The 25,295-nt window shown below is 64.1% G+C and carries 21 protein-coding genes and 1 tRNA gene; 14 read left to right on the top strand and 8 right to left on the bottom strand.

Annotation, left to right across the window (positions count from 1 at the left end; translation table 11 throughout):
• Positions 1 to 303 precede the first annotated feature (303 nt).
• Genes mksF through mksB form a run of 3 tightly spaced genes read right to left on the bottom strand, consistent with a single transcriptional unit; the run spans position 304 to position 5,016 of the window.
• Positions 304 to 3,105: an Mks condensin complex protein MksF gene (gene mksF / locus C722_RS0114280; RefSeq protein WP_017641147.1), complete on the bottom strand. Its 2,802-nt coding sequence runs from the start codon at positions 3,103 to 3,105 to the stop codon at positions 304 to 306.
• Positions 3,102 to 3,764 carry an Mks condensin complex protein MksE gene (gene mksE, locus C722_RS0114275; RefSeq protein ID WP_026083855.1) on the bottom strand — a complete coding sequence of 221 codons (663 nt, stop codon included), beginning with the start codon at positions 3,762 to 3,764 and terminating at the stop codon, positions 3,102 to 3,104. The genes mksF and mksE overlap by 4 nt, the downstream gene beginning before the upstream one ends.
• Complete coding sequence (gene mksB, locus C722_RS0114270) at positions 3,754 to 5,016, bottom strand: Mks condensin complex protein MksB (protein ID WP_017641145.1); 1,263 nt, start codon at positions 5,014 to 5,016, stop codon at positions 3,754 to 3,756. Before mksB ends, mksE begins: the two co-directional genes overlap by 11 nt.
• Positions 5,017 to 5,177: 161 nt before the next feature.
• Here mksB and C722_RS0114265 point away from each other — a divergent pair, with 161 nt between their 5' ends.
• Together C722_RS0114265 and rimI are read left to right on the top strand one after the other, a co-directional pair.
• Positions 5,178 to 6,008 (top strand): hypothetical protein, encoded by an 831-nt coding sequence (locus tag C722_RS0114265; protein ID WP_017641144.1) that lies wholly within the window; start codon positions 5,178 to 5,180, stop codon positions 6,006 to 6,008.
• Entirely contained in the window at positions 6,005 to 6,457 is a 453-nt protein-coding gene (gene rimI, locus C722_RS0114260; protein WP_017641143.1) for a ribosomal protein S18-alanine N-acetyltransferase, read from the top strand. The genes C722_RS0114265 and rimI overlap by 4 nt, the downstream gene beginning before the upstream one ends.
• Before the next feature lie 14 nt (positions 6,458 to 6,471).
• Here the strand turns inward: rimI and C722_RS0114255 are convergent, their stop codons facing one another.
• Entirely contained in the window at positions 6,472 to 7,005 is a 534-nt protein-coding gene (locus C722_RS0114255; protein ID WP_017641142.1) for a hypothetical protein, read from the bottom strand.
• 127 nt (positions 7,006 to 7,132) lie between these two features.
• Between C722_RS0114255 and otsB the strand changes: the two genes are divergently transcribed.
• Complete coding sequence (gene otsB / locus C722_RS0114250) at positions 7,133 to 7,891, top strand: trehalose-phosphatase (protein ID WP_017641141.1); 759 nt, start codon at positions 7,133 to 7,135, stop codon at positions 7,889 to 7,891.
• 1 nt (position 7,892) lies between these two features.
• Complete coding sequence (otsA, locus tag C722_RS0114245; protein ID WP_017641140.1) at positions 7,893 to 9,344, top strand: alpha,alpha-trehalose-phosphate synthase (UDP-forming); 1,452 nt, start codon at positions 7,893 to 7,895, stop codon at positions 9,342 to 9,344.
• Between the two features lie 186 nt (positions 9,345 to 9,530).
• On the opposite strand, the gene C722_RS0114240 is transcribed toward otsA, so the two are convergent.
• The 4 genes from C722_RS0114240 to C722_RS0114225 all read right to left on the bottom strand — a co-directional run bounded on the left by C722_RS0114240 (position 9,531) and on the right by C722_RS0114225 (position 13,287).
• Positions 9,531 to 9,607, bottom strand: a tRNA-Met gene (locus C722_RS0114240).
• Positions 9,608 to 9,703: 96 nt separating this feature from the next.
• Complete coding sequence (locus C722_RS0114235; RefSeq protein ID WP_017641139.1) at positions 9,704 to 10,609, bottom strand: sugar phosphate isomerase/epimerase; 906 nt, start codon at positions 10,607 to 10,609, stop codon at positions 9,704 to 9,706.
• A gap of 51 nt (positions 10,610 to 10,660) precedes the next feature.
• A complete protein-coding gene (locus C722_RS0114230) occupies positions 10,661 to 12,070 on the bottom strand; it encodes a sugar porter family MFS transporter (RefSeq protein WP_017641138.1) in 1,410 nt (469 codons plus the stop codon).
• A 302-nt stretch (positions 12,071 to 12,372) separates the two neighbouring features.
• Positions 12,373 to 13,287, bottom strand: coding sequence for a MurR/RpiR family transcriptional regulator (locus C722_RS0114225; protein WP_007161507.1), 915 nt, complete (start codon positions 13,285 to 13,287; stop codon positions 12,373 to 12,375).
• Positions 13,288 to 13,519: 232 nt separating this feature from the next.
• On the opposite strand from C722_RS0114225, the gene iolC reads away from it, so the two are divergent.
• The 10 genes from iolC (at position 13,520) to C722_RS0114180 (ending at position 25,229) form a co-directional block, all read left to right on the top strand.
• Positions 13,520 to 15,457 (top strand): 5-dehydro-2-deoxygluconokinase, encoded by a 1,938-nt coding sequence (iolC, locus tag C722_RS0114220; protein ID WP_017641137.1) that lies wholly within the window; start codon positions 13,520 to 13,522, stop codon positions 15,455 to 15,457.
• A gap of 25 nt (positions 15,458 to 15,482) precedes the next feature.
• Positions 15,483 to 16,382: a myo-inosose-2 dehydratase gene (gene iolE, locus C722_RS0114215; protein ID WP_017641136.1), complete on the top strand. Its 900-nt coding sequence runs from the start codon at positions 15,483 to 15,485 to the stop codon at positions 16,380 to 16,382.
• Positions 16,383 to 16,393: 11 nt separating this feature from the next.
• Positions 16,394 to 17,209 (top strand): 5-deoxy-glucuronate isomerase, encoded by an 816-nt coding sequence (gene iolB / locus C722_RS0114210; RefSeq protein WP_017641135.1) that lies wholly within the window; start codon positions 16,394 to 16,396, stop codon positions 17,207 to 17,209.
• Between the two features lie 48 nt (positions 17,210 to 17,257).
• Positions 17,258 to 18,757 carry a CoA-acylating methylmalonate-semialdehyde dehydrogenase gene (locus C722_RS0114205; protein WP_017641134.1) on the top strand — a complete coding sequence of 500 codons (1,500 nt, stop codon included), beginning with the start codon at positions 17,258 to 17,260 and terminating at the stop codon, positions 18,755 to 18,757.
• A gap of 34 nt (positions 18,758 to 18,791) precedes the next feature.
• Positions 18,792 to 19,631, top strand: a complete 840-nt coding sequence (locus C722_RS0114200; RefSeq protein WP_017641133.1) for a TIM barrel protein — start codon at positions 18,792 to 18,794, stop codon at positions 19,629 to 19,631.
• A gap of 54 nt (positions 19,632 to 19,685) precedes the next feature.
• Positions 19,686 to 21,623, top strand: a complete 1,938-nt coding sequence (gene iolD / locus C722_RS0114195; protein ID WP_017641132.1) for a 3D-(3,5/4)-trihydroxycyclohexane-1,2-dione acylhydrolase (decyclizing) — start codon at positions 19,686 to 19,688, stop codon at positions 21,621 to 21,623.
• 57 nt (positions 21,624 to 21,680) lie between these two features.
• Complete coding sequence (locus tag C722_RS0114190) at positions 21,681 to 22,691, top strand: Gfo/Idh/MocA family protein (protein WP_017641131.1); 1,011 nt, start codon at positions 21,681 to 21,683, stop codon at positions 22,689 to 22,691.
• A gap of 65 nt (positions 22,692 to 22,756) precedes the next feature.
• A complete protein-coding gene (locus C722_RS0114185; RefSeq protein ID WP_017641130.1) occupies positions 22,757 to 23,821 on the top strand; it encodes a Gfo/Idh/MocA family protein in 1,065 nt (354 codons plus the stop codon).
• Between the two features lie 168 nt (positions 23,822 to 23,989).
• The gene (locus tag C722_RS26230) at positions 23,990 to 24,160 is read left to right on the top strand and encodes a hypothetical protein (protein ID WP_156522377.1); all 171 of its coding nucleotides are present in this window, start codon (positions 23,990 to 23,992) and stop codon (positions 24,158 to 24,160) included.
• 133 nt (positions 24,161 to 24,293) lie between these two features.
• On the top strand, positions 24,294 to 25,229 hold the full coding sequence (locus C722_RS0114180; RefSeq protein WP_017641129.1) for a sugar ABC transporter substrate-binding protein: 936 nt from the start codon (positions 24,294 to 24,296) through the stop codon (positions 25,227 to 25,229).
• Positions 25,230 to 25,295 lie beyond the last annotated feature (66 nt).

Below are 25,295 nucleotides of genomic sequence, written 5' to 3'. Positions count from 1 at the left end.
GGGAGCTTGAGGGCTACCTGACAGCCAAGGTGCGGCTTGAGGTCTGCAAGAGCACCGACAGCCCGGCTACGCCGGGCTGTCGTGTTTGAAGCGCAGCAAGGGGCCGGTGTAGGTTGGCGCTGAGCGTAGCGAAGCCAAACGATCAGGTCTGCTGCAGGGATCAAGCGCACTGCGGCGGAGCGTCGAGGAGGCGAGGTTGGCTTCCAGGTGTTGGGCTTCGCTAGGCTCAGCCCAACCTACGACAGCGTTATGCGAGCAATAAAAAGCCCGGCGTGTGCCGGGCTTTTTGCGTTCTGGAAGGGCTCAAGCGGGGTCGGGCAGGGCCAGGTCGCGTTTGGCGATGTACTTCCAGTCGGCTTCGTCGATGTAGATACCGCCGGGGCCGCTGCCACCTTCGAGGTCGATGGCGACCTGGGCGCTGACCTGGGGTTTGACGCTGGCCAGGATGGGCACGAAGCCCAGTTGCTGGCTGGTCTCGATCAGGGCCTGCTGGTTGCGTTCGTCGATGTCGGCGGCTTCGTCCAGGTAGTAGGGCAAGCGGATCTTGGCGGCCTGCTCCCGGTCCATCAGGTGCAGCAACAGGTACATGTTGGTGAGCGCCTTGATGGTCATGGTGGTGCCATTGGACGCGGCGCCGTCGATGTCGGTGTGCAGGATCGGCTGGCCGCCCTGCTTGGTGATCTCGAAGGCCAACTCGAAGAGGTCCTTGAGGCCGAGCTGGTTGCCGTTGGCGGCCACCAGGCGTGCCAGGTATTCCTTGGCGTCCTCGTTCTTCTGGTCCTGGCTGCTGTCCTGGGTGAGATCGAACACCGAGAGGGTCTCGCCTTCCTCGTACTGACCCGCGCTGTGGATGATCTGGTCGATGTGCTTGAGCGCTTCCTTATTGGGCGCCAGGACAATGCGGAAGCTTTCCAGGTTGGAGACCTGCTTGCGGTTGATCTCGCGGTTGAACAGCTGCAGCTGGTGTTCCAGGTTGTCGTAGTCGCTGCGGATGTTTCTCAGGGTGCGGGCGATATCGGTGACGGCGGCGCGGCGGGCCTTGGCCAGGGTCAGGGCTTCGTCCTGGCGATGGGCATAGGCATTGACCAGCAGCTGCAGGCGACGCTCGGGGTCTTCCTCGTTATCGAACTTGGCGACACCCTTGAGGCGGACCTGGGCATAGAGCGCCTCGATCTGGGTGTCGGCGCGCTGCAGGGCCTGCCAGGTGTCCTGGTAGTCGTTGAGCAGCGGCAACAGGTTCTCCAGGGAATCGTCCACCGCTTCCATGAAGGGCCTGCCCTGGGGCAGGTCGCTGGGCAGCAGCTGCCGGCGGCGCAGGGCGTCGGCCAGGGTGCGGTCCTTGGCTTCCAGGTCGGCCAGCTGGCGGCCGATCAGCTGCAGCTTGGCAGAGAGTTGCTGGACGCGTTCGGTGAAGGCGTCACCAGCGCGCCTCAGTTCGTCCTGGGCGGCTTCCAGCTGGGCCAGCTGTTCGAGTTTTTCGTTTTCTTCGGCGCCGAGGGTCTGGCAGCGGCGGAAATCTTCCAGGGCCTTCTGGGCATCCAGGACCTGCTGGTAGAGGGCTTCGGCCTGGGCCTTGCTGGCCTGGCGGTCAAGGCTGACGCCCTGCTGGGCCTTGAGTTGCTTGAGTTCGCGCTCCAGGCGATCTTTCTGGTCGCGCAAGGCGGCACGGTCGGCCAGGGCCTGCAGGGTGGGCGGCTCGATCCCCGAAAGGTCGACGGACAGGCCCGGCAGTTCGAGGTGATCGCCCTGAAAACGTGCCAGGATGCCTTCGAAGGTCTTTACCCAACTGCCGTCTTCGGCCAGTTCGACGCCCTTGGGGCCGAGTGGCAGACTGAACAACTGGCCGTTGAACAGCCGCATCAGGCGGTCGACGTCGGCTTGGCTGAATTCCTCGCGCAGGCGGGCGTAGCTGTTGTTGTCGGCGTGATCGAGTTGCTGACGAATACCCTTGAGGCGCTGTTCCAGTTCGCGGACGCGCTGGTCGAGGTCTTCGCTGCTGAACTGACGCGCCTGGGAGAGGGCGCCGGCCAGCTCGTCATGGGCGTCCTTGGCCGCCAGCAGCTGAGCTTCCAGGGGCGCGGTGGAGTCCACCAGGGCGAAGCGGTGCTTGAGCTGGGCCAGGTCGGCGAGCCAGCGCTGCAGGCTGCTGATCTCGCGCTCGCGGCGCATCAGCTCACTGGTGCCGTCGCGCTGGCTCTGCTGCAGGCCGTCCTGTTCCTGGCGATAGTGCTCGGTCTGGGCCAGCAGCTCGTCGCGACGATCGATCGCGTAGTGCTGCCAGGTGCCGAGTAGGCTGTCGAGCAGGGGCGAAAGGCGATGCAGCTTGCCTCTCAGGTGATCGCGCTGTTCGACGCCCTTGGCCAGGGCTTCCACCAGGGGGCCGGCGGCCACCAGGGACTGATAGTCCTGCTCCATGCGGCGTACGTCGCGGAAGGCTTCCTCGCAGGCGGCGATGTAGTCGACGCTGCCGGATCTCAGGCTGTGCTCGAAGGCGTCGAGAAACAGCTGCTTGAGCTTGGCGGCGGTAATCTCGCGCATGTGCAGCAGATTGATGAACAGGGCGCGGAAGGTCTTGAGACTCTGTTCGCTGGTGGATCGGAGCGGAATCAGGGTCAGGTCCAGCGGAATGCTGGTGTGGCCGCCGACCAGCAGGCGGCGCAACTCCTCGGGTTTGACCTCGTAGGCCTTGAGGCCGGCACGCTCCAGGCTGGCGAAGAGTTCGCGCTGGCGCAGGCAGGCACCGTCGCGCTGGTAGTGGGCCAGATCAAGTTCGCCGGCATAGGCGAAGAACTGGTGACCGAAGCCGCCCCCCGGACCGCGACCGGCCACGCCGATGACGTGGGGGCCATGGGCCAGGCGCAATTCGATGAGGATGTAGCTGGTGTCGGTGGCGAAGTAGAACTTGCGCGACTGCTCGTTGCTGTACTTGCCGAAGCTCATGTCGGAGAGCCGCGCCAGGATGGGGAATTGCAGGGCGTTGATCGAGGCGCTCTTGCCAAGGTTGTTGGCGCCATAGACCGACAGCGGCTGTTCCAGCGGGAAGAGGCCGAGGCTGTAGCCGGCGGTATTGAGCAGGGCGAAGCGGCTGATGCCGTAGCGGATCATAGGTCGAACTCCCGTTCTGCGGCGATGGCGCGGGCCAGGGCGGCCTCTTCGTCATCCTCGTCGGCGCTCTCCTCGTCGCTGGCCAGGGTCGGAGCCGGCAGCGGCAGGTCGCTGGCATGCAGGCCGGCGGCCAGGTCGCGGTCCTGCTGTACGGTCAGGCAGACATCCAGGAAACGGTGCATGGGCGGCAGGAAGCGGTAGGTGCCGTTGCTGTCCAGGGCGAAGCCGAGCTGGGTCAGGCGGCGCAGGATCTTTTCCTCCAGTTCTTCCTGGGTGGTCACCTCGGCCTGCAGGAAGAGATCGCGGTACTTGTCCAGCAGCGCCGGCAACTCGTGCCGACCCAGGGTGCCGCCGTCGAGCACGGCCAGGGGGTCGCGGCCCTGGTCGGCCAGGTGCTCGACCAGGATGAAGGTGAACAGCGCCAGACGCTGGGCGGTCTTGTTGACCTGGGCGCCCATTTGCTCGGGGACGAAATAGTAGAAGCCGCGTGGATCGCAGACCAGTTCGAAGCCGAGTGCGCGGAACAGGGCGCGGTACTGGTCCTGCAGCTGGCTGAGCTGGGCGTAGCTCTCGGGCTCGCTGCGGGACAGGTGATAGCCCTTGAACAACTCGCGGAAGATGGGCGCGAGCTGGGTCATTTCATTGAGATCAAGTTGCATGGGCGTCGCTCGCGAGAGATCGGGCGGTCAGGGCGTAGGAGCATAGGCTGACGCGGTGTTCGAGGGTGTCGTAGTGGCGCCGATCCAGCCGCTGGCGCTGGAAGCGCGTATCCCGGGACAGGCGCGAGAACCAGTAGAGCAGCTCGTCGGTGTCGCCGGCCGGCTCCTGTTCCAGCAGCCAGGCCATGAGGTCGGGCAGCGGCAGGGCGTCCTGGCAGAGATCGAGCATCTCGCGGGCGGTACGGGGCGCGGCCGGGCGTTCGCTGTCACGCGGGCGACTGGTCTGGCTGGGGAAGCGCGCCGGCTTGGGCTCGAAGCGGGCCAGGGCGTAGACATAGCTTTCCACCTGGGCGGTGGTGCCGAGGAAGACGCTCTGCGGCCGGCTGAACAGCGGCAAGGCGGCCTGGGGCACGGCGTCGAGACCCTTGCGGCGAATGGTGGCCAGGGCCAGGGCGGCGCCGCGGGTCACGGCGTTGTGCCGACGCGCTTCCTCGCGCAGCGGCAGCAGCAATTCGCGGGCGCGTCTGAGCGCCAGCTGGGCGGCGTTGTGCATCTCCAGGATGCGCGCCTGGGTGCGCAGTAGCAGGTCGTCGTCGACCAGCTGGCCGAGGCGCTGCTGTTCGCCCAGCAGGTGCAGGAGGACCTGCTCGACGCGATGCACCCCACGCTCGAAGGCGCCATCGGCGGCCACCAGCTGGATCATCGGCTCGACGTATTCGTCCCAGGTGGCCAGCACCTCGGCATAGCGTTGGCGCAGGGGAATCTGGCGGTCGCTGGTCTTGGCGCGTTCGGCGACGCCTTCCAGGGCATGGCCATCGTTGGCGAGCTTCTTGAGGACGTCGCGCACGCGCATGTCCAGCAGGCGCAGCTGGCGAACGAGATCGGGGCCGTCGCGGTTGTCGAAGGCTTCGCGGATGTGGCCGGCGAGGCGTTCCAGGTGGCGCAGGTAGGCCTCGATTTCCAGGCACAGGCCCAGGCGGTGTTCGCGCCTGAGGTAGCCGAGGAAGTCGTGGATCTGGCCATTGAGTTCGAAGCGGTTGGGGCTCTTGGCCACCGGCACCAGGATGTCGAGGCGGATCCAGGTGTCCAGCAGGGCCGTCAGGTCGGCCGGCGTGCGTTCGGGCAACTGCTCGGCGAGGCGGGCGCGCAGTTCGGCCAGGCCCAGGGTACCGCTGTCGAAGTGGGTGCACAGCGGGTCGATGAGGTGCCAGTGTTCGGCAAGGGTACGCAGGACGCGTTTGGGGTCGATCATGGCGGGGACCGCACCAGACAAAAGCGCCATTGTACTCCAGACGCCAGAGCCTTCGATGTGACCGCGGTGGGACCGATGGGCAGGGCGGCCTTTCGATCCGGGACGATCCGAGCGACAATGCCGCCCCGCATAATCCCGCCGCGTGTCCGAAGGATCCGCCCATGTCCGACCCCGCCCCTTCCACCAGCCCCTCGCTTGCCGCCGAGGCGCGTCGTCGCGCCTATCTGCAGGCGCTGCAGCTGGATGTCTGGGTGCCGCGTACGGTATTGCCCTTCGCGGCGCCTTCGCGGCCGGAAGCCCTGTGGGTCGAGGAACCGGAGCAGGCGCCCGTCGCCGCCCGGGTGGTACGCCCGGAGCCGGTAGCCAAGGCTGCGCCAGCCGCAGCAGTAGTCGAGGCACCGACGGCGAATCGTCCGCGCATCGAGATCCCGCGACCCAGCGCAGTAAAACCGGCTGCGGCCACGGTGGTCGAGGCGGAGCCGGAGCGCGTGTCTCCACCACCGCGCGAGCCGGCGCCGCGCTTCGCCTTGCAGCTGTTGCAGGCCGGGCGTTGCCTGTTGCTGCTGGAATTGCCCACTGGCGATACTCTGGGTTCGCGCGATCCTGCCTATCTGTTGCTGCGGGATCTGCTGCGCGCTGCTGGCCTGCCGGATACGCCGCGGATCGTCAGTGAAGAACCCATTCGCTGGCCACTGCTCAACAGCGGTCAACTCGACCAGGGGCCGGCCGCGGCCTGCGAATTCGTGCAGAGCTTCGTCTCGGGGCACCAGGAGCGCCTGGGCGAAGGCCTGGGGCTCTGGCTGCTCGGCGGCGCGGCGCGGCGCTGCGGTGGCGTCGAGGATGCGCAGCTCACCGGTGTGGAACAGGACACCGCCCTGGGACCGGCCTGGCTGGTGCCAGGGCTGGATATCTTGATGGAAGAGCCGGCTGCCAAGGCCAGGCTCTGGCAAGCCATGCGCCCGCAGCGGCGCCGCTGGATGGAACAGCAATGAACGATGCGGTGAGCTTTCGGCGGATGACCGAAGCCGATCTGAACACGGTATTGAAGATCGAATATCAGGCCTTCAGCCACCCCTGGACCCGCGGCATCTTCCTGGATGCGCTCAAGTCCTACGACTGCTGGGTGATGACGGCCGGCGAGCAGCAGGTGGGGCATGGAGTGATCAACGTCATTCTCGACGAAGCCCATCTGCTCAATATCACCATCAAGCCGGAAAGCCAGGGGCGCGGTCTCGGTCTGCGCCTGCTGGAGCATTTGCTGCAGGAAGCGCGCAAGGCCAAGGCTAACGAGTGCTTTCTGGAGGTGCGCGCCAGCAATCAGTCGGCCTATCGGCTGTATGAGCGCTATGGCTTCAACGAGATCGGCCGCCGGCGGGACTATTATCCCGCGGTCGGCGGCCGGGAAGATGCGCTGGTGATGGCCTGTACGCTGCTCGACTAGGCCGTCAGCGGTTTTTAGTGATCGGCGCGTTTTTCGTCCAGATCCAGGCTGGTGTCACCGGCGAGGTCTTCGTCGTTGGCGTCCAGATCGGCGTAGCGGGCGTCCCGTTGGGTTTCGGCTTCGTTGGGCTCGTCGGCCTCGCCGTCCCACGCCTGGCCGTCCAGGGGATGGCTGCGACCGAGTTCGGCTTCGTCCTGGCCCGAGCCGCCGCCGATGTCCGTGTCTTCGACCACGCTCAGCTCCTTGTCATTGGGCCAGGCATCGCCGTAGTCGGTCGGCGAACGGGCGCCGGTCTCGTCCAGCAGGGTTTCCGGACTGGCGTCGTCCATGGTCGGTTGATGATCCAGGGTTTCGCCACCGGTCATGCCGGCCTGGCGCACGCGCTCCTCGGGGAATTGGCCTGCATAGTCGCGCTCGTCCATTTCGTCGCCGATGCGACCACCGCGCTCGTCCTTACGCTCGCTGAAGTCGAGTTCGCGCATGTCGCCCATGCGGTCCTGGATGTCATCGATCTCTTCGGGGGTCTTGGTGATGTCGGGCTTGTTCATGGTGGTCTCCAAAGGCAGGGCTGCTAGAGCATCTCCCTGAATCCGACTACGCGTCGGCAAGGGGAATTCCTCGGCACCGCCGGAAGGTGTGAACGAACCATACGGTGACCCGGCAGTCGTACCTTCCATGATCGACCTCGACAGCCTCACCTCATCGGGCCAACCGCTGGCCTTCTTCTTCGATCTGGATGGCACCCTGGCAGAATTGCAGCCACGTCCGGAACAGGTTTTCATTCCCGCCGAAACCCTCGCCGCCCTCGAACAGCTGGCGCGCCACCATGGCGTCGCCGTGGTTTCCGGGCGCCCGCTAGCCGAGATTGATGGCTTCACGGCGCCGCTGCGGCTGGCCGCGGCTGGAGTGCATGGCGCCGAATGGCGCGATCCCCAGGGCAAGACCCATCGGGTGACCCTGGACGCTGAGATGCTGGCGCAAGTCGGTGCCCGTCTAGAAGCGGCCCTGGCCGAACATCCGGACCTGCTGCTCGAACGCAAGAGCGTGGCCTTCGCCCTGCACTATCGCCAGGCGCCGGACAAGGAAGCCCTGGTACGCGAGCTGGCCGAAGGCATCGCGGCCGATCATCCCGAATTCAAGTTGCAGCCGGGCAAGTGCGTCTTCGAACTCAAGCCCGCTGCGGCGAGCAAGGGCGAAGCCATCGCCCGTTTTCTCGAACTGGAACCCTTTGCCGGCTGCCTGCCGGTGTTTCTCGGTGATGATCGCACCGATGAAGAGGGGTTCGCCGTCGTCAATGCGCGAGGCGGTCTGACCGTCAAGGTGGGGGAGGGGGAGACGGTCGCCAAGACCCGCCTGCCTTCGGTCCAAGCGGTAGCCCTCTGGCTGCAACAGCTGAGCCGCGACCTCGCGCCACATTATAAGCAAGGAGATTAGGATGAGCCGTTTAGTGGTGGTATCGAATCGGGTAGCCCCGATCGAAGAAGGCAAGGCGACCGCGGGTGGTCTGGCGGTGGGCGTGCTGGACGCCCTGCGCAAGTCGGGTGGCATCTGGTTCGGCTGGAACGGCGAGACGGTCAAGGAAAACGGGCCGGCCAAGACCCAGACCAAGGACAACATCGACTACGTAACCTTCGGCCTGACCAAGCGCGACTACGACCACTACTACCGCGGCTTTTCCAACGCCACCCTCTGGCCGATCTTCCATTACCGGATCGATCTGGCGCGCTACAACCGCGAAGAGTACGACGGCTATCGACGCGTCAACATGGCCATGGCCGAGCGCCTCAAGCCCCTGCTCAAGCCCGATGACATCATCTGGGTGCACGATTACCACCTGATTCCCTTCGCCGAAGCCTGCCGCATGCTGGGCATTCGCAACCGTATCGGGTTCTTCCTGCACATTCCTTTCCCGGCGCCGGAAATCCTCACCGCGATTCCGCCGCACAACGAATTGCTCAAGACCCTGTGCTTCTATGACCTGATCGGCTTCCAGACCGATACAGACCAGCTGGCCTTCCAGGACTACATCACCCGCGAAGTACGCGGCGTGCTGGAAAAGGATGGCAGTTTGACCGCCTATGGTCACAACTTCCGCGTGGGCGTCTATCCCATTGGCGTGATGCCGGACGTCATCCAGAAGCAGGCCGAGTCCTATCGTACGCGGCGCCAGTTCATCTCGCGCAGCATCGAGGGCGTGCCCTACAAGACCATCGTCAGCGTCGACCGGCTCGACTATTCCAAAGGTCTGGTGGAGCGCTTCCAGGCGTTCGAGAAGCTGCTGGAGCATTTCCCCGAGCATCATCGGGCGGTGCAGTTCGTGCAGATCGCGCCCTCGTCGCGGGCAGACGTGGTCTCTTACCAGAACATTCGCCGCCAGCTGGAGAGCCATGCCGGCCATATCAACGGCCACTTCTCCGAGCTGGACTGGACACCGATCCGCTACCTGAACAAGAGCTACGACCGGCGCACAGTGATGGGGCTGTTCCGCTCCTCCGACGTCGGCCTGGTGACGCCGTTGCGCGATGGCATGAACCTGGTGGCCAAAGAGTACGTGGCGGCCCAGGATCCGGAGAATCCCGGCGTGCTGGTGCTGTCGCGCTTTGCCGGTGCGGCGCGCGAACTCAATTCGGCGTTGATCGTGAATCCCTATGACCACGTTGGCATGGCTGAGGCGTTGGACCGGGCGCTGCGCATGTCGCTGGAAGAGCGCAAGTCGCGCTACGAGGACATGATGCGGGTGATCCGCCAGGCGGACCTGGCCTCCTGGCGCGACAACTTCTTGCGTGACCTGCGAGCCTTCAGCTCCAAGGCGCTGGTGCAGTCCATCGATACTCAGGACGCGGCTGCTGCGGAAGAGCTGGAGAGCAAGCAGAAGGTCGCGCTGTAAGCTTTTCGCGGTGCGATTGAGCCCGGCTTAGGTCGGGCTTTTTCATGGGGCGAGGCTGAGGTCCGGAGTGAAAGGCCCCTCACCCTGGCCCTCTCCCGGAGGGAGAGGGGACTAAAAGCGGTGCCACGGTGGACTTTTTCGTGGGCAATAAAAAAGGGCCAGCTTACGCTGACCCTTGGAAATAGGTGGTGGCTACGCAGGGACTTGAACCCCGGACCCCAGCATTATGAATGCTATGCTCTAACCAGCTGAGCTACGTAGCCATCCGAGGCGCGCATTATTGGCAAGGCGCCGGTGGCTGTCAAGCCTTCTGCTCAAGAAATTTCTGTTTGTCGATCAAGCGTTTGCGCGGCGCTGTCTCAGCGTAGCCAATGCTTGCCTACGTACTTTTGAATCTCCTGACGCATGAAACGCCCCGACTCATCGGCGCGTTCTTCCCAGCCGAACACACAGGACGTGACGATGCCGTCGAAACCCACCTTGGCCAGCGAGGAGAAGAACAGGTCCCAGTCGATCTCGCCCTGGTACATGTTCATATGCTGATGCACGCTTACCTGGGCACCTGGCGGATTGACGATATAGCGCAGGCCTGAGGAAGCCTTGTGGTTCCAGGTATCGGCAATGTGCACGTGGCCGATCAGCGAGCCGGCATCCGCGATCATCTGGGCCATGTCGTCGCCGAAGTAGAAGGTGTGGGGCGCGCAGTAGAGAAATTTGACGTTGGCGGACCCGATGCTTTTGAGCATGTCGATGGCCGGATGCAACGTCTCGCACCAGTCTTCCGGATGCGGCTCCATGTTCAGGGTGATGCCTTCGCGCTCGAAGATCGGGACCAGTTCTTCCATCGAGCGCCACCAGGCCGCTTCACTGGACTCATGACTATGGCTGCCGCCACAGCAACTGATCTTGTGACCGCGCTCGGGCGAGGGACCACGACCGAATTCGGAATTCATGGTGTCGCAGCCTAGCTCCACCGCTACCTGGATGGCTTCCTTCCAGTAATTGACTGCGGCCTGGCGTTCGTCCTCGTGGGGACTGGCCCAGCGGTACATGGGCAGTAGCGAGGCGACCTGCAGACCATGGTCCTTGAGCGCTTTTTTGAGTTCGGCGATGCGCTCCGAATGTGCTCGCGGACGCTTCCACCAGGGTAGGAAGTCTTCCCTCGGCGAGAGCTCCAGATATTCGAAGCCGGACTCCGCTACCCGCCGACAGGTCTCCGCGAGGCTCAGGTTGCGATACATGTAGGGATCAATGGCGATCTTCATGGCATGACTCCTGGATACGATGATCTTGAAGGTGAATGGCGAGCAGTGGCATCAGCCCAGCTTGCGGAAGTAGCGTTCGAGGGATTCCAACGAGTGGCCGCGGGTCTCTGGCAGGTAGCGGAACACGAAGGTCAAGGCCACCAGTCCTAGCGCGAAGAACAGGAAGAAGGTGGTGGAGATGCTGAACCAGGCCACCAGTTGCAGGAAGAAGAAACCCACCAGGAAGTTGACCAGCCACAGTACGAAGCCGGACATGCCCAAGGCGAAGCCGCGGATGCGCATGGGGAAGATCTCCGCCAGCATCAGCCAGGTCACTGGCGAGATGGCGCCTTGCTGGAAAGCCAGAAAAGCCACGGTCAGGGAGAGAATGGCGAAGCCGCGGGTAAGGCCCGGCTCGAGGATCAGGGACAGCACTCCGATCAGCAGCAGCGAGGTGGTGGTACCGAGCAGACCGATCAGCAGCATGGGGCGGCGGTTGACCCGGCCCAACAACCAGATGCCGACGAAGGTGGCCACCACCGAGATGGCGCCATTGGCGACGTTGGCGATCAGAGCGCCCTTCGTTGCGAATCCGGAATCGGTGAGGATCTGGGTGCCGTAGTACATGATGGAGTTGACCCCGGTGATCTGCTGGGTGACGGCGATGCCCAGGCCGATGAGAAAGACGCGGCGGATCCAGGGGGTCTTGAGGTCGGCCCAGCCACCTTCACCCTGGCGGGCGTCGTCTTCGGCCTGCTGGCGAACTTCACGAGCTTCAGCTTGAGCGTGGTGCTCCTCGCGAATCTGGCGCAGGGTGCGCAACATCTCGCCGAAGCGTCCCTTGGAGGCCAGCCAGCGTGGGCTCTCCGGCACGCTGAGCATGCCGATCCACAACACGATGGCGGGAAGGGTGGCGATCACCAGCATCCAGCGCCAGGTGTGGTCGCCGTCGTAGAAATTGGCGATCAGGGCGTTGTTGGTGAAGGCCAGCAACTGACCGGTGACGATCATCAGCTCCTGACGGGTAACCAGCTGCCCGCGTAAATGCTTGGGAGCCATCTCGGCCAGGTAGACCGGCACGGTGACCGAGGCGCCGCCCACGGCAAGACCAAGCACGAAGCGGGCGAGCACCATCGTGGCGGTATTGGGCGCGAAGGTGCAGCCCAGGGTGCCCAGCATGAAGATGAACGAGAGCAGCAGAATGATGCGCCGGCGGCCATGGGCGTCGGAAAAACGTCCGCTGACGATCGAGCCCAGGGCTGCGCCGAATACCAGTGAGGAGACCACTAGGCTTTCGGTGAGCGGGGTCAGGTGCAGGTCGTTCTTGATGAAGGGCAGGGCGCCGTTGATGACGCCGGTATCGTAGCCGAACAGCAGGCCGCCAAAGGTGGCTATGGTGGTGATGACCTGGAGTTTGCGACTACTGGGGGTGGCACCGGCGGGCGATGCGGTGCCGGCCAGAGCGATCTTGCTGGTTTCCATGGAAAGAGCCTCGACGAGTCGTGAAAAGAGGGGGACTAGGCGAGAGCTGAGGGCGGCCGACCGAGCGGAAGGGCTTGGACTGACAGCGTGCGGTGAGGGGGCATGGGCATGAGGACTCCTTGTTGTTCTTGTCGACCGAGGCGCGGGAGTGATCGGCCATCGAAAGGCTTGGCCTCATCCTAGGCACAGGTCTTCGCTCATGCAATTAAAATATCGTTTATATCATTTTAGAAAATATTTTCTAAAAAATGGACAAGGCTTCTTCGAGAGCGGAAGGTCTGCTCTGGCCCGCCCTTATCAAGCTAGTCGTCTTCTTCCTGAGTCAGCTGAATCTCATCCATCTTCAATTCCAGGCGATAGCCAAGGGCCAGGAACAGCGCCTGACAGAGGCACAGGGTGGCACTCAACGATCGGAAGGCGAAGGCGCTGCCTTCATTGACCAGTAGCAGCGCGCTGGCGCGCTTGGCCAGGGGCGAGAGGTTGCTGTCGGTGATGATCAGCGTCTTGGCCTTGTGGTGCTGGGCAATGCGCACGCATTGCTGACTTTCCTTGCCATAGGGGCTGAAGCTGATGGCGATCAGCAGGTCGCCCTGGGCGATGCTGCGCATCTGCTCGCGATAGCCGCCGCCCAGACCGGTGATGAGGTGGATGCGCTTGTTGGTGTGCTGCAGGTTGTAGACCAGGTAATCGGCTACGGCGAAGGAGCGACGCACCCCCACCACATAGATGTTCTCGGCATTCACCAGCAGGTCGACGGCCTTGGCGAAGGCGGCATCGTCCAGTTCCTCGGCCAGTCGATCCAGGCCTGAACGGGTGGCGTTGATGCACTCGCGAGCCAGATCGCCGCTGCTGGCCCGCTGGCTCTTGTTGGCGATCATGTTGCGGATGCGCTGCTGGTAGTTCTGCACCGGCGTGGTCTTGTGGGTGTAGGCCTCGCGAAACAGTGCCTGCATTTCGCTGAAGCCCTTGAAACCGAAGCGCTGGGAGAAGCGCACGATGGCTGAAGGATGGACTTCGCACTGGCTGGCAATGTCGCTGATGCGATCGACCATGACCCTGTCGCTCTGCTGGCTGACATAGGCCGCAACGCGCTTGAGCTGGCGTGGCAGGGCGTCGTAATCGCGGGTGATACAGGCCAGCAGTTGCTCGACATTGCCAGGCGGATCGGCCAGCGGAGCGCTGCTGGTAACGTCGTCGGCCAGGGAATCAGAGGGCATGGGCAATCTCACGGTGGGATTCTTATGTCGGCAACTTAACCCATTCGGCGGGTGGCGTCGAAGTCGGGTACCGGTCCGGGCGTCTTCCGGATATGGAAATTAAATTCCATAAATACTCATGTGGAATTTTTGTTGATTTGTTGGTGGCGGCGTTCTAGCCTGAGCTCACTTCAAAACGTATTCGGCCCTCGGGTACGAACGGTCGGCCGATAACAATAAGCAGGAGCCACCAATGGGTGACAATTTCTTCGCCAGTGGACGCCAGTTCGACGTGATCTGCCTCGGGCGGCTGGGCGTCGACCTCTATGCGCAGCAGATCGGCGCGCCACTGGAAGACGTCAGCAGCTTCGCCAAGTACCTGGGCGGGTCCTCCGCCAACATCGCCTTCGGCACTGCGCGCCTGGGGCTGAAGTCGGCGATGCTGACCCGGGTCGGCGATGACCATATGGGCCGTTTCCTGACCCAGACCCTGGCGCGCGAAGGCTGCGACACTCGCGGCGTTCGGGTGGATCGCGAGCGCCTGACCGCCATGGTGCTGCTGGGCATCAAGGACCGCGAGACCTTTCCCCTGGTGTTCTATCGCGAGAATTGCGCCGATATGGCGCTGGGCGTGGACGACATCGACGAGGCCTTCATCGCCAGCAGCAAGGCGCTATTGATCACCGGTACCCACTTCTCCACCGAGGGCGTGTTCCAGGCCAGCAGCCGGGCGCTGGACTACGCCGAGCGCAATGGCGTGAAGCGGGTGCTGGACATCGATTACCGCCCCGTGCTCTGGGGGCTGACCGGCAAGGCCGATGGCGAGACCCGCTTCATCGCCAGCGCCGAGGTCAGCGCCCATGTGCAGCGCATCCTGCCGCGCTTCGACCTGGTGGTGGGCACCGAAGAGGAATTCCAGATCGCCGGGGGCAGCGAAGACCTGCTCACCGCCCTGCGCCGGGTCCGCGAGGTGACCGCGGCGACCCTGGTGGTCAAGCTCGGCGCCCAGGGCTGCACGGTGCTCCACGGCGCCATCCCGGCGCGTCTCCAGGAGGGCGAGATCCATCGCGGCATCCGCGTCGAGGTGCTCAATGTGCTGGGCGCGGGCGATGCCTTCATGTCCGGCTTCCTGCGTGGCTGGCTGACCGGTGGCGACGATGCCGAATGCTGCCGGCTGGCCAATGCCTGCGGTGGACTGGTGGTATCGCGCCATGGCTGTGCGCCGGCCATGCCGACCCTGGCCGAACTGGACTACCTCCACCACAGCCCGGTGCCCATCACCCGGCCGGACCTCGATCCCGTGCTCACTCGCCTGCACCGGGTCAGCGTCCGCCGCCGCGTTTGGCAGCCGCTGTTCATCTTCGCCTTTGATCACCGCTACCAGCTGGTGGAAAGCGCCCAGCAAGTGGGGGCCGATCCGGCGCGCATTCCCCAACTTAAGCAGTTGTTCGTCCAGGCCATCGCCGAGGTCGAGCAGGCGCTGGCGTGCCAGGGCGTGGCGGCGGATGTCGGGCTGCTGGCCGACGAGCGCTTCGGTCAGGATGCACTGAATGCCGCCACCGGCCGTGGCTGGTGGGTGGCCCGGCCGGTTGAATTACAGAATTCGCGGCCGCTGGCCTTCGAGCATGGCCGCTCGGTGGGCAGCACCCTGCTGAGCTGGCCGGACGAGCAGATCATCAAGTGCCTGGTGCAATTCCACCCCGATGACGAGCCGCTGCTGCGGCTGGAGCAGGAGGCCCAGCTCAGGGGGCTGTACCAGGCGGCCCAGGCCAGCGGTCATGAGCTCCTACTGGAGGTCATCCCGCCGAAGAACCATGCGTCCACCCGGCCCGACGTGCTCTACCGCGCCATCAAGCGGCTGTACAACCTGGGCATCTACCCCGACTGGTGGAAGATCGAGGCCCAGCCGGCCGGTGTCTGGCAGCAACTCGACACCCTGATCGCCGAACGCGATCCCCATTGCCAAGGCGTAGTGCTGCTGGGCCTCAATGCCCCGGCCGAGGAACTGGCCGAAGGCTTTCGTCAGGCCAGTGCCAGTACCCGCTGCCGCGGCTTTGCCGTGGGCCGGACCATCTTCGGCCAACCGAGTCGGGCCTGGCTCGCCGGTGAGATCGACGATGCCGGGCTGATCGCCCAGGTGCGCGCCACCTTCGAATTCCTGATCCAGGCCTGGCGCGCCGCTCGCGCCTGATCGCTATCCAATGAGTAGGGCTGACATGACTGCACAACAACAACTCAAGATCGGCATCAATCCCATCTCCTGGGCCAACGACGACCTGCCGGCCCTGGGCGGTGACACCCCGCTTTCGACCATCCTGCGCGAGGGCAAGGAAATTGGCTTCCAGGGCTTCGAGCTGGGCGGCAAGTTTCCCAGCGAGCCCAAGGCCCTGGGCGAGGTGCTGGGTCAGCACGGATTGGAGCTGGTGTCCGGCTGGTATTCCAGCGGCCTGGCGCACCGTGATGTCGAGGCCGAGATCGAGGCGATCCGCCCACACTGCCGGCTGCTGGCCGAGAACGGCGCCAAGGTGCTGGTCTATGGCGAGGTGGCCGGGTCGATTCAGAGTCAGCGGGTGCCGCTGATCGAACGGCCGCGCTTCCACAGCGAAGCCGCCTGGCAGGCCTATGCCGATAAGCTCGATCGGCTGGCCGCCTTCACTCTGAGCCAGGGCGTGCGCCTGGCCTATCACCACCATATGGGCGCCTACGTGGAGTCGCCCGAGGACATCGCCCGGTTGCTGGCACTGACCTCCCCGGACGTCGGCCTGCTGTTCGATGCCGGTCATTGCTACATGGGCGGTGGCGATCCCTTGAGCGTGCTGCAGCAACACATCGACCGGGTCTGCCATGTGCACTTCAAGGACGTGCGCAAGGACGTGGTACAGCTGGCGCGCAACAACCAGTGGAGCTTTCCGGATTGCATCCTCAACGGCACCTTCACCGTGCCGGGGGATGGCGACATCGACTTCTCGGCGCTGCTCAAGGTGTTGGTGGCCGCCGGCTATTCAGGCTGGCTGGTGGTGGAAGCCGAGCAGGACCCGGCCGTGGCGCCGGCCTACGAATACGCCAAGAAAGGCTACGACCATCTGCGCCAACTGGTGGCGCAGGCCACTGCCTGAGGAGACCCGCGATGAATCTGCTCGTCAAAGCCGACCGGAGCGCCCGCGACATCGTCAGCGTCCCGGCCGGTGCCCTGGACTATGTCGGCTTCGCCGCCCACCGCCTGCAACCGGGGGAATCCCTGCCGGTGGTGGCGGGTGACCTGGAAGTCTGCATCGTGCTGCTCAGCGGCGGCGCCAGTATCGAAGGCGGGCATCCGCAACTGGGCGACTTCGCCTGGCGCGGACTGGCCGGTCGCCAGAGTGTCTTCGAGGACGTCTCGCCCTATGCCGCCTACCTGCCGCCCGGCAGCGAGGCGCGGGTGACCGCCGACAGCGCCGCTGAAGTGGCCGTCTGCACCTCGCCCGGCAATCCGGTGGTAGCAGACCGGCTGCCACCGCGGCTGATCGAGCCGGCGAGCATGCAGAGATCCACCCGTGGCAAGGGCGCCAATACCCGTTATGTCTGCGACATCCTGCCGGATACGGCGGCGGCCCATTCGCTACTGGTGGTGGAGGTGCGCACTCCATCCGGGCATTCCTCCAGCTATCCGCCCCATCGCCATGACCGCGACAACCTGCCTTCGGAAAGTCTGTTGGAGGAGTCCTACTACCACCGTATCGATCCGGGGCAGGGGTTCATCTTCCAGCGCGTCTACACCGACGAGCGCGACCTGGATCAGGCCATGGCGGTGGAAGACCACGACGTGGTGCTGGTACCGCGCGGCTATCACCCGGTCAGCGTGCCCTATGGCTATGAGTCCTATTACCTCAACGTGATGGCCGGCCCCAAGCGCGTCTGGAAATTCCACAACGATCCGCAGCACGAGTGGCTGCTGGAGCGGTAAGTCCCCCTTCATCAGCCGCACGGCGGCTCAGACACAAGGATGCAGCACATGAGCGAAACCCCCGTCATCGGGCATTACATCAACGGCGAGATCGTGGCCCAGGCCGAGCGTTTCAGCGACGTCTTCAATCCGGCCGAAGGCGTCGTTCAGGCGCGGGTCGCCCAGGCTACGGCGCAGACCGTCGAGCAGGCCGTCGCGGCGGCCAAGGCGGCCTTTCCTGCCTGGTCCGAGCAATCAGCCTTGCGCCGTTCGCGCATCCTGTTCCGCTTCAAGGAGCTGCTCGACCAGCACCACGAGGAACTGGCGGCGCTGATCACCCGCGAGCACGGCAAGGTGCTGTCCGACGCCATGGGCGAGGTGACCCGCGGCATCGAGGTGGTGGAATTTGCCTGCGGCGCGCCGCACCTGGCCAAGACCAGCTACAGCGATAACATCGGTGGCGGCATCGACAACTGGAACCTGCGCCAGCCGCTGGGTGTGTGCGCCGGCATCACCCCCTTCAACTTCCCGGTGATGGTGCCGCTGTGGATGATTCCCATGGCGCTGGCCACCGGCAATACCTTCATCCTGAAGCCCTCCGAGCGCGATCCGTCCGCCAGCCTGCTGCTGGCCGAGCTGCTCAAGCAGGCCGGCTTGCCCGATGGCGTGTTCAATGTGGTCCAGGGTGACAAGGTGGCGGTCGACGCCCTCCTGCAGCATCCGGACGTGGAGGCCATTTCCTTTGTCGGCTCCACTCCCATCGCCGAATACATCCACCAGGAAGGCACCCGCCGCGGCAAGCGCGTCCAGGCCCTGGGCGGTGCCAAGAACCACATGATCGTGATGCCCGACGCCGACCTGGACCAGGCCGCCGACGCCCTGATCGGCGCCGGTTTCGGCTCGGCCGGCGAGCGCTGCATGGCCATCTCCATCGCCGTGGCGGTGGGTGAGGTGGGCGATGCCCTGATCGAGAAACTGCTGCCGCGCATCGATGCCCTGCGGGTGCGCAACGGCGTGGAAGCCGATGCCGACATGGGGCCGCTGGTGACCGGGCAGCACAAGGCCAAGGTGGAGGGCTATATCACGAAAGGTGTGGAGGAGGGTGCCAAGCTGCTGGTCGATGGCCGCAACTTCAAGGTGCCCGGCGCCGAAAACGGCTTCTTCGTTGGCGCCACCCTGTTCGATGGCGTGACTCCGGAAATGACCATTTACAAGGAAGAGATCTTCGGTCCGGTACTGGGCATCGTGCGGGTGCCGGATTTCGCCAGCGCGGTGGCGCTGATCAACGCCCACGAATTCGGCAACGGCGTCTCCTGCTTCACCCGCGACGGCGGCATCGCCCGCGCCTTCGCCCGCACCATCAAGGTGGGCATGGTCGGCATCAACGTACCCATCCCGGTGCCCATGGCCTGGCATTCCTTCGGTGGCTGGAAGAGATCGCTGTTCGGCGATCACCACGCCTATGGCGAGGAAGGCCTGCGCTTCTACACCCGCTACAAGAGCGTGATGCAGCGCTGGCCCGACAGCATCGCCAAGGGCGCCGAATTCAGCATGCCTACCGCCAAGTGACCCCAACCTCAACGCCCCTGGAGTACAAGAACAAATGAGTCAGCCGCTGCGTTTTGCCTTCAATCGAATCGTTGCCCCCTCCCTGGACCTTTCGGCGTTCATTCGCTTGACCAAGGCCATGGGCAGTGACGCCATTGAAATCCGTAACGATCTCAATGATGTGGAAATAGATGATGGCACTCCACCAGAGCGGGTTCGTGACCTTTGCCAAGGCGAAAGTATCCGCCTTCTGTCCATCAACGCCCTCTATCCCTTCGACGTCTGGAACGACGAACGCCGCGCCCAGACGCTGAAACTGGCTGCCTATGCCAAGGCCTGTGGCGCCGAGGGGCTGGTGATGTGCCCGCTCAATGACCGTACCGACAGCCGCGACGCCGCTCAGCGTGCCCGTGACCTGCGCACGGCCCTGAGCGAGTTGGCCCCCATTCTGCGCGACCACGGCATCCTCGGCTTCGTCGAACCGTTGGGTTTCGAAGAGTGCTCACTGCGCCTCAAGCGGCAGGCGGTGGAGGCCATCAAGGCAGTTGGCGGACTGGACGTGTTCCGTCTGGTGCACGACACCTTCCACCATCATCTGGCGGGCGAGACCGAGTTCTTCGCCGAGCTGACTGGCCTGGTGCACATCTCCGGCGTTGAAGATGCGGACTTGCCTCTTAATCAGATTCGCGATGTGCACCGGGTACTGGTAGGTGAGGCGGATATTCTCGGCAACGCAGAGCAGATCAAGCACCTCCTCGACGACGGTTACCGCGGCTATCTCTCGTTCGAGCCCTTCGCTGCCAGCGTCCATGCACTCGCTGATCCGCAATCAGCCCTAGCGCAGAGCGTAGCCCTGTTGGAAAAACAGGTGGCTGGCGAAGCTGTCGCTGGGTGACGCGCCTCCCGGGTGGATAACTCCCGGGAGTCTCTAGATCGAAGAGGTGAATCCATGAGCACCCAACGTTTGACCATGGCCCAGGCCCTGGTGAAGTTCCTCGATAACCAGTACCTCAGCGTCGACGGCGTGGAAACCAAGTTCGTCGCCGGCGTCTTCACCATCTTCGGTCACGGCAACGTACTGGGCCTGGGCCAGGCGCTGGAGCAGGATGCCGGTGACCTGGTGGTGCACCAGGGGCGCAACGAGCAGGGCATGGCCCACGCCGCCACCGGTTTCGCCAAGCAGAAGCTGCGTCGGCAGATCTATGCCTGCAGCTCCTCGGTGGGTCCGGGCGCGGCCAACATGCTGACCGCCGCAGCCACCGCTACTGCCAACCGCATTCCGCTGCTGCTGTTGCCCGGTGACGTCTATGCCAGTCGCCAGCCCGATCCGGTGCTGCAGCAGATCGAGCAATTCCACGACCTGTCGATCAGCACCAACGATGCCTTCCGCGCGGTGAGCAAGTACTGGGATCGCATCAACCGGCCCGAGCAGCTGATGAGCGCGGCGATCAACGCCATGCGCGTGCTGACCGATCCGGCCGAGACCGGTGCCGTGACCCTGGCGCTGCCCCAGGATGTCCAGGGCGAGGCCTACGACTATCCCGACTACTTCTTCGCCAAGCGGGTGCACCGTCTGGATCGGCGGCCGCCGGTGGCCGCTGCCATCGAGGAGGCGGTGCAGCTGCTCAAGCGCAAGCGCAAGCCGCTGCTGATCTGCGGCGGTGGGGTGAAGTATTCCGGCGCCGCCGAGGCCCTGCAGCGTTTCGCCGAGCGCTTCGAGATGCCCTTCGCCGAGACCCAGGCCGGCAAGAGCGCCATCGTCTCCAGCCACGAACTCAATGTCGGCGGCATCGGCGAGACCGGCTGCCTGGCCGCCAACCTGCTGGCCAAGGACGCGGATCTGATCATCGGCGTGGGTACGCGCTACACCGATTTCACCACCTCCTCGAAGTGGCTCTACCAGCATCCCGAGGTGGAGTTCCTCAACCTCAACGTGGCCGCCTTCGATGCTGGCAAGCTCGACGGCCTGGCCGTGGTGGCCGATGCCCGCGAAGCCCTCAGCGCCCTGACCGAGGCCCTGGACGCTGTCGGTTATCGCGCCGACTGGGGGGCTCAAGTGGGCGAGGCCCGTGAGCAATACCGGCAGGAAATCGATCGAGTCTACGCCGCACGCTACGACGCGCCCGACTTCGTACCGGAGATCGACGACGACTTGCCGCGAGCGGTGCTGGAGGATTTCGTCCAGCTGACAGGTTCTTCGCTCACCCAGAGTCAGGTGCTCGGCCGTCTCAACGAACGGCTGGACGACGACGCCGTCATCGTCGCCGCCGCCGGCAGCCTGCCCGGTGACCTGCAGCGCGCCTGGCGCAGCAAGGGGGTCAATACCTATCACCTGGAATACGGCTACTCCTGCATGGGCTACGAGATCAACGCCGCCCTGGGCGTGAAGCTGGCTGAACCCGAGCGTGAGGTCTACGCCTTGGTCGGTGACGGCTCCTACCAGATGCTGCACTCGGAACTGGCCACCTCCATCCAGGAGCGCCGCAAGATCAATGTGGTGCTGCTCGACAACATGACCTTCGGCTGCATCAACAACCTGCAGATGGAACACGGCATGGGCAGCTTCGGCACCGAGTTCCGCTTCCGCAATCCGGAGACCGGCAAGCTCGACGGTGACTTCGTGCCGGTGGACTTCGCCATGAGCGCCGCCGCCTACGGCTGCAAGACCTATCGCGTGAAGACGCTGGAAGAGCTCGATGCCGCCCTGGCCGATGCCCGCCAGCAACAGGTCTCTACCCTGATCGACATCAAGGTGCTGCCCAAGACCATGATCCACAAGTACCTGTCCTGGTGGCGCGTCGGCGGCGCCGAGGTTTCCACCAGCGAGAAGATCGCTGCCGTCTCGCAGATGCTCAAGGAGAAGACCGCCCAGGCTCGCCAGTACTGATCGCTTTCGTCCCCGGCTTTCTCGCGTAACAACAATTTCAATCGGAGAACAGAAGTCATGACCTTGAACATCGGTGTTATCGGTACTGGCGCCATCGGCCGCGAACACATCCGTCGTCTCAGCCACAAGCTGCTGGGCAGCCGTGTGGTGGCGGTAACCGACATCAACCTCGAACAGGCCGCCCGGGTTGTCCAGGAGGAAGGCATTACCGCCGAGGTCTATCCGGATGGCCACGCCCTGGTCGGCGCGGCGGACGTCCAGGCGGTAGTGGTCACCTCCTGGGGTCCGACTCATGAAGAATACGTGCTGGCCGCCATCGCCGCCGGCAAACCGGTGTTCTGCGAAAAGCCACTGGCGGTGACCGCGGAAGGTTGCAAGCGCATCGTCGACGCCGAGCAGGCCCATGGCAAGCGTCTGGTCCAGGTGGGCTTCATGCGTCCCTACGACGCTGGTTATCGCCAGCTCAAGGCGGTGATCGATGGCCAGCGGATCGGCGAGCCGTTGATGATCCATGCCGCACACCGCAATCCCAGCGTGGGCGAAGGCTATACCACCGACATGGCCATCACCGATACCCTGATCCACGAGATCAATGTGCTGGCCTGGCTGCTGGACGATCAGTATGTGTCGGCCCAGGTGGTCTTCCCACGCAAGACCTCACAGGCCCTGGCGCACCTCAAGGATCCCCAGGTGGTCCTGCTGGAGACGGCCAAGGGGGTACGTATCGACGTCGAGATCTTCGTCAATTGCCAGTACGGTTACGACATCCAGTGCGAGGTGGTTGGCGAGCATGGCATTGCCCGACTGCCGGAGCCCTCCTCGGTGCAGCTGCGCAGCGACGCCAAGCTGTCCAACGAGATTCTGGTGGACTGGAAGCAGCGCTTCCTGCTGGCCTATGACGTGGAGCTGCAGGCCTTCATCGACGATCTCAAGGCCGGCCAACTGACCGGGCCGTCCTCCTGGGACGGCTACATCGCTGCGGTGACCGGCGATGCCTGCGTCAATGCCCAGCGCAGCGGCACCATCGTGCCCATCACCCTGCCGACTCGGCCAGCCTTCTACGGCTGAGTCCCGACCCCCGCTGGCGCGCTGCCTGCGGGGGTTTTTCTTTGCTGTACGAGGAGAATCGAACCATGCGTATCGGATTGGTCGGCTATGGCCTGGGTGGCCGTTTCTTTCATGCCCCCCTGATCGTCAGTACCGCAGGCGCGCGGCTGGTCGGCGTCGTCACCCGCTCCCCGCAGCGGCGTGCCGAGGTGGCTCAGGATCATCCCGGGGTGGCCTGCCACGATGACCTGGCCAGCCTGGTCGCCGCCGGGATAGATGCCCTGGTGATCTCAGCGCCGGTCGCCGAGCGCAAGGCCCTGGTTCTGGAGGCGATCCAGCACGGCATTCCCGTGGTAAGCGACAAGCCGTTCGCGCTCAATTTTCAGGATGCCCAGGACATGGTGCAGGCGGCCGAGCGTGCCGGCGTAGCTCTGACCGTCTACCAGAATCGTCGTTGGGACTCGGATGTGCTCACCGTCGCTAAATTGCTACGCGAAGGTACTCTGGGCCCGGTGCGGATCTTCGAGTCGCGCATCCAGGTGGATGAGCCGCACAAGGCCAGCGCCACCAGCGGTGGTGGGCTGCTGCGCGATCTTGGCAGTCATCTGGTGGACCAAGCGCTGACGCTGTTCGGGCCGGTCACTCAGGTGTATGCCGAGGTGCTTTTCCATCAGGGCGATCCCGAGCGGGACGATGAATTCTTCATCTCCCTGCAGCACCAGGGCGGCGTGATCTCGCATCTTTCCGGCAGTTGTCTGCAGGGTTGCCCCTGGCGTCTACGGGTAGTGGGCGAGGAGGGCGTCTACACGGTGGAGGGGCTGGATGGACAGACTCAGGCGCTGTTGCAGGGCCTTTCGCCGCGTAGCGAGAAAGGCAACTGGGGGGCTGAAGAGCATCAGCGCTGGGGTTGGCTCAGTCGGGGCGAAGAGCGTGAACGGATACCCAGCGAACGCGGTCGCTGGGACCTTTTCTATGCCAGGTGGCTGGCGACGCTGACCCAAGGCAGTGCCCCGCCGGTCTCCACCCGCGAGGCGCTGGCCTGTCAGGCCGTGCTGGATGCCGCGCGCCAGAGCGCCCTGGATGGGCAGGCAGTGAAGGTAGCGTCCGTCCCTTCGCAGCCTGACGCTCAGGCATTCGAGCAGGCGTCGTGAAGCTCGAAACAAGACCTGGATAGTTGTCTCGCGTAGATTTTGAATTCTATTTTTATCTTGTTATGGAATTAAATTTCCAATAAAGTCAGATGCAGTTGCTGTAACGAGTCACCAGGGTACTGCGCACGTCAGGTGCGTCCCGACAACAATAATGACAGGTGCCGCGACATGAACTCCTCCGCACACTCCACCCATCTTCCGCTCTTCGCCGTTCACCGCCTGCGCATTCGGCGGGATTCACGGCTGCTCGCCTTGCTGGGTCGGCTGTTCTGCCACGAGCGCCAGGGCGTGGTGCTTTGCGCCTCGCCTGGAGCAGCCGTGCTCTTCCGCTCGAGCTGACCTGGGCGGCCTGCGGCCGCCTCCCAATGCCTTATCTCGATAGCCGCGCGCCTGGCTACAGGCGCGTGGGCATCCGATCGCCAGCAAAAAGCCTTACCACCGCAATAAAACAATAACGACTGGAGCTATCTCGATGCGCATGAAAATCCGTTTTGCCACCCTGGCGCTTTCCCTGCTCGTAGCCAGCACGTCCGCCTTGGCCGATCTCAAGGTCGGCGTGAGCATGTCGCAATTCGACGACAATTGGCTGACCTACTTGCGTGAGTCCATGGCCAAGAAAGCCAAGAGCGAGCACGTCCAATTACAGTTCGAGGACGCCCGCGCCGATGTCGTCAAGCAGTTGAACCAGGTGCAGAGCTTCATCAGCCAGAAGGTGGACGCCATCATCGTCAATCCGGTCGACACCGCTGCTACTCGCAACATCACCGAGGCCGCGGTCAAGGCGGGCATCCCGCTGGTCTACGTCAACCGTCGACCGGATGAACTCAAGCTGCCTGAAGGTGTGGTCACCGTAGCCTCCAACGATCTGGAGGCCGGCACCCTGCAGATGCAGTACCTGGCGGAGAAAATGGGCGGCAAGGGCAGTGTCGTCATCATGCTGGGGGATCTGGCCAACAACTCCACGCACAACCGCACCAAGGGCGTGAAAGAGGTCCTGGCCAAGTATCCGGACATCAAGGTGGTGGAAGAGCAGTCCGCGGTCTACCTGCGCGACAAGGCCATGGACCTCATGAGCAACTGGCTGCTGGGCGGCAAGGAATTCAATGCCGTGGCCGCCAACAACGACGAGATGGCGATCGGCGCGGCCATGGCCTTGCAGCAGGCCGGCAAGGCCAAGGGCTCGGTACTCATCGGCGGCGTCGACGGTACCCCGGATGGCCTCTCGGCGATCAAGCGTGGCCTGCTCGCGGTCTCGGTGTTCCAGGATGCCAAGGGCCAGGCCAATGGCGCGGTCGAGGCAGCGATCAAGCTGGCGAAAAAGGAGAAGGTCGAGCAGAACGTCTGGGTGCCTTACCAGCTGATCACCCCTGAGAACGTCGACAGTTTTCAGCAACGTCTGAAAGACTGATAGTCCGCCTCGCTCCAGTCGCTCCAAACCCTTACGCCTTAGCCACCGCCGCGAGCACGAGTCCTG

Origin of the sequence: Pseudomonas sp. 313 (assembly GCF_000316965.1) — a bacterium.
Classification (GTDB): domain Bacteria; phylum Pseudomonadota; class Gammaproteobacteria; order Pseudomonadales; family Pseudomonadaceae; genus Chryseomonas; species Chryseomonas benzopyrenica.
The sequence above is the reverse complement of the archived record's forward strand: the minus strand, read 5'-3'. Positions and strand labels throughout refer to the sequence as shown.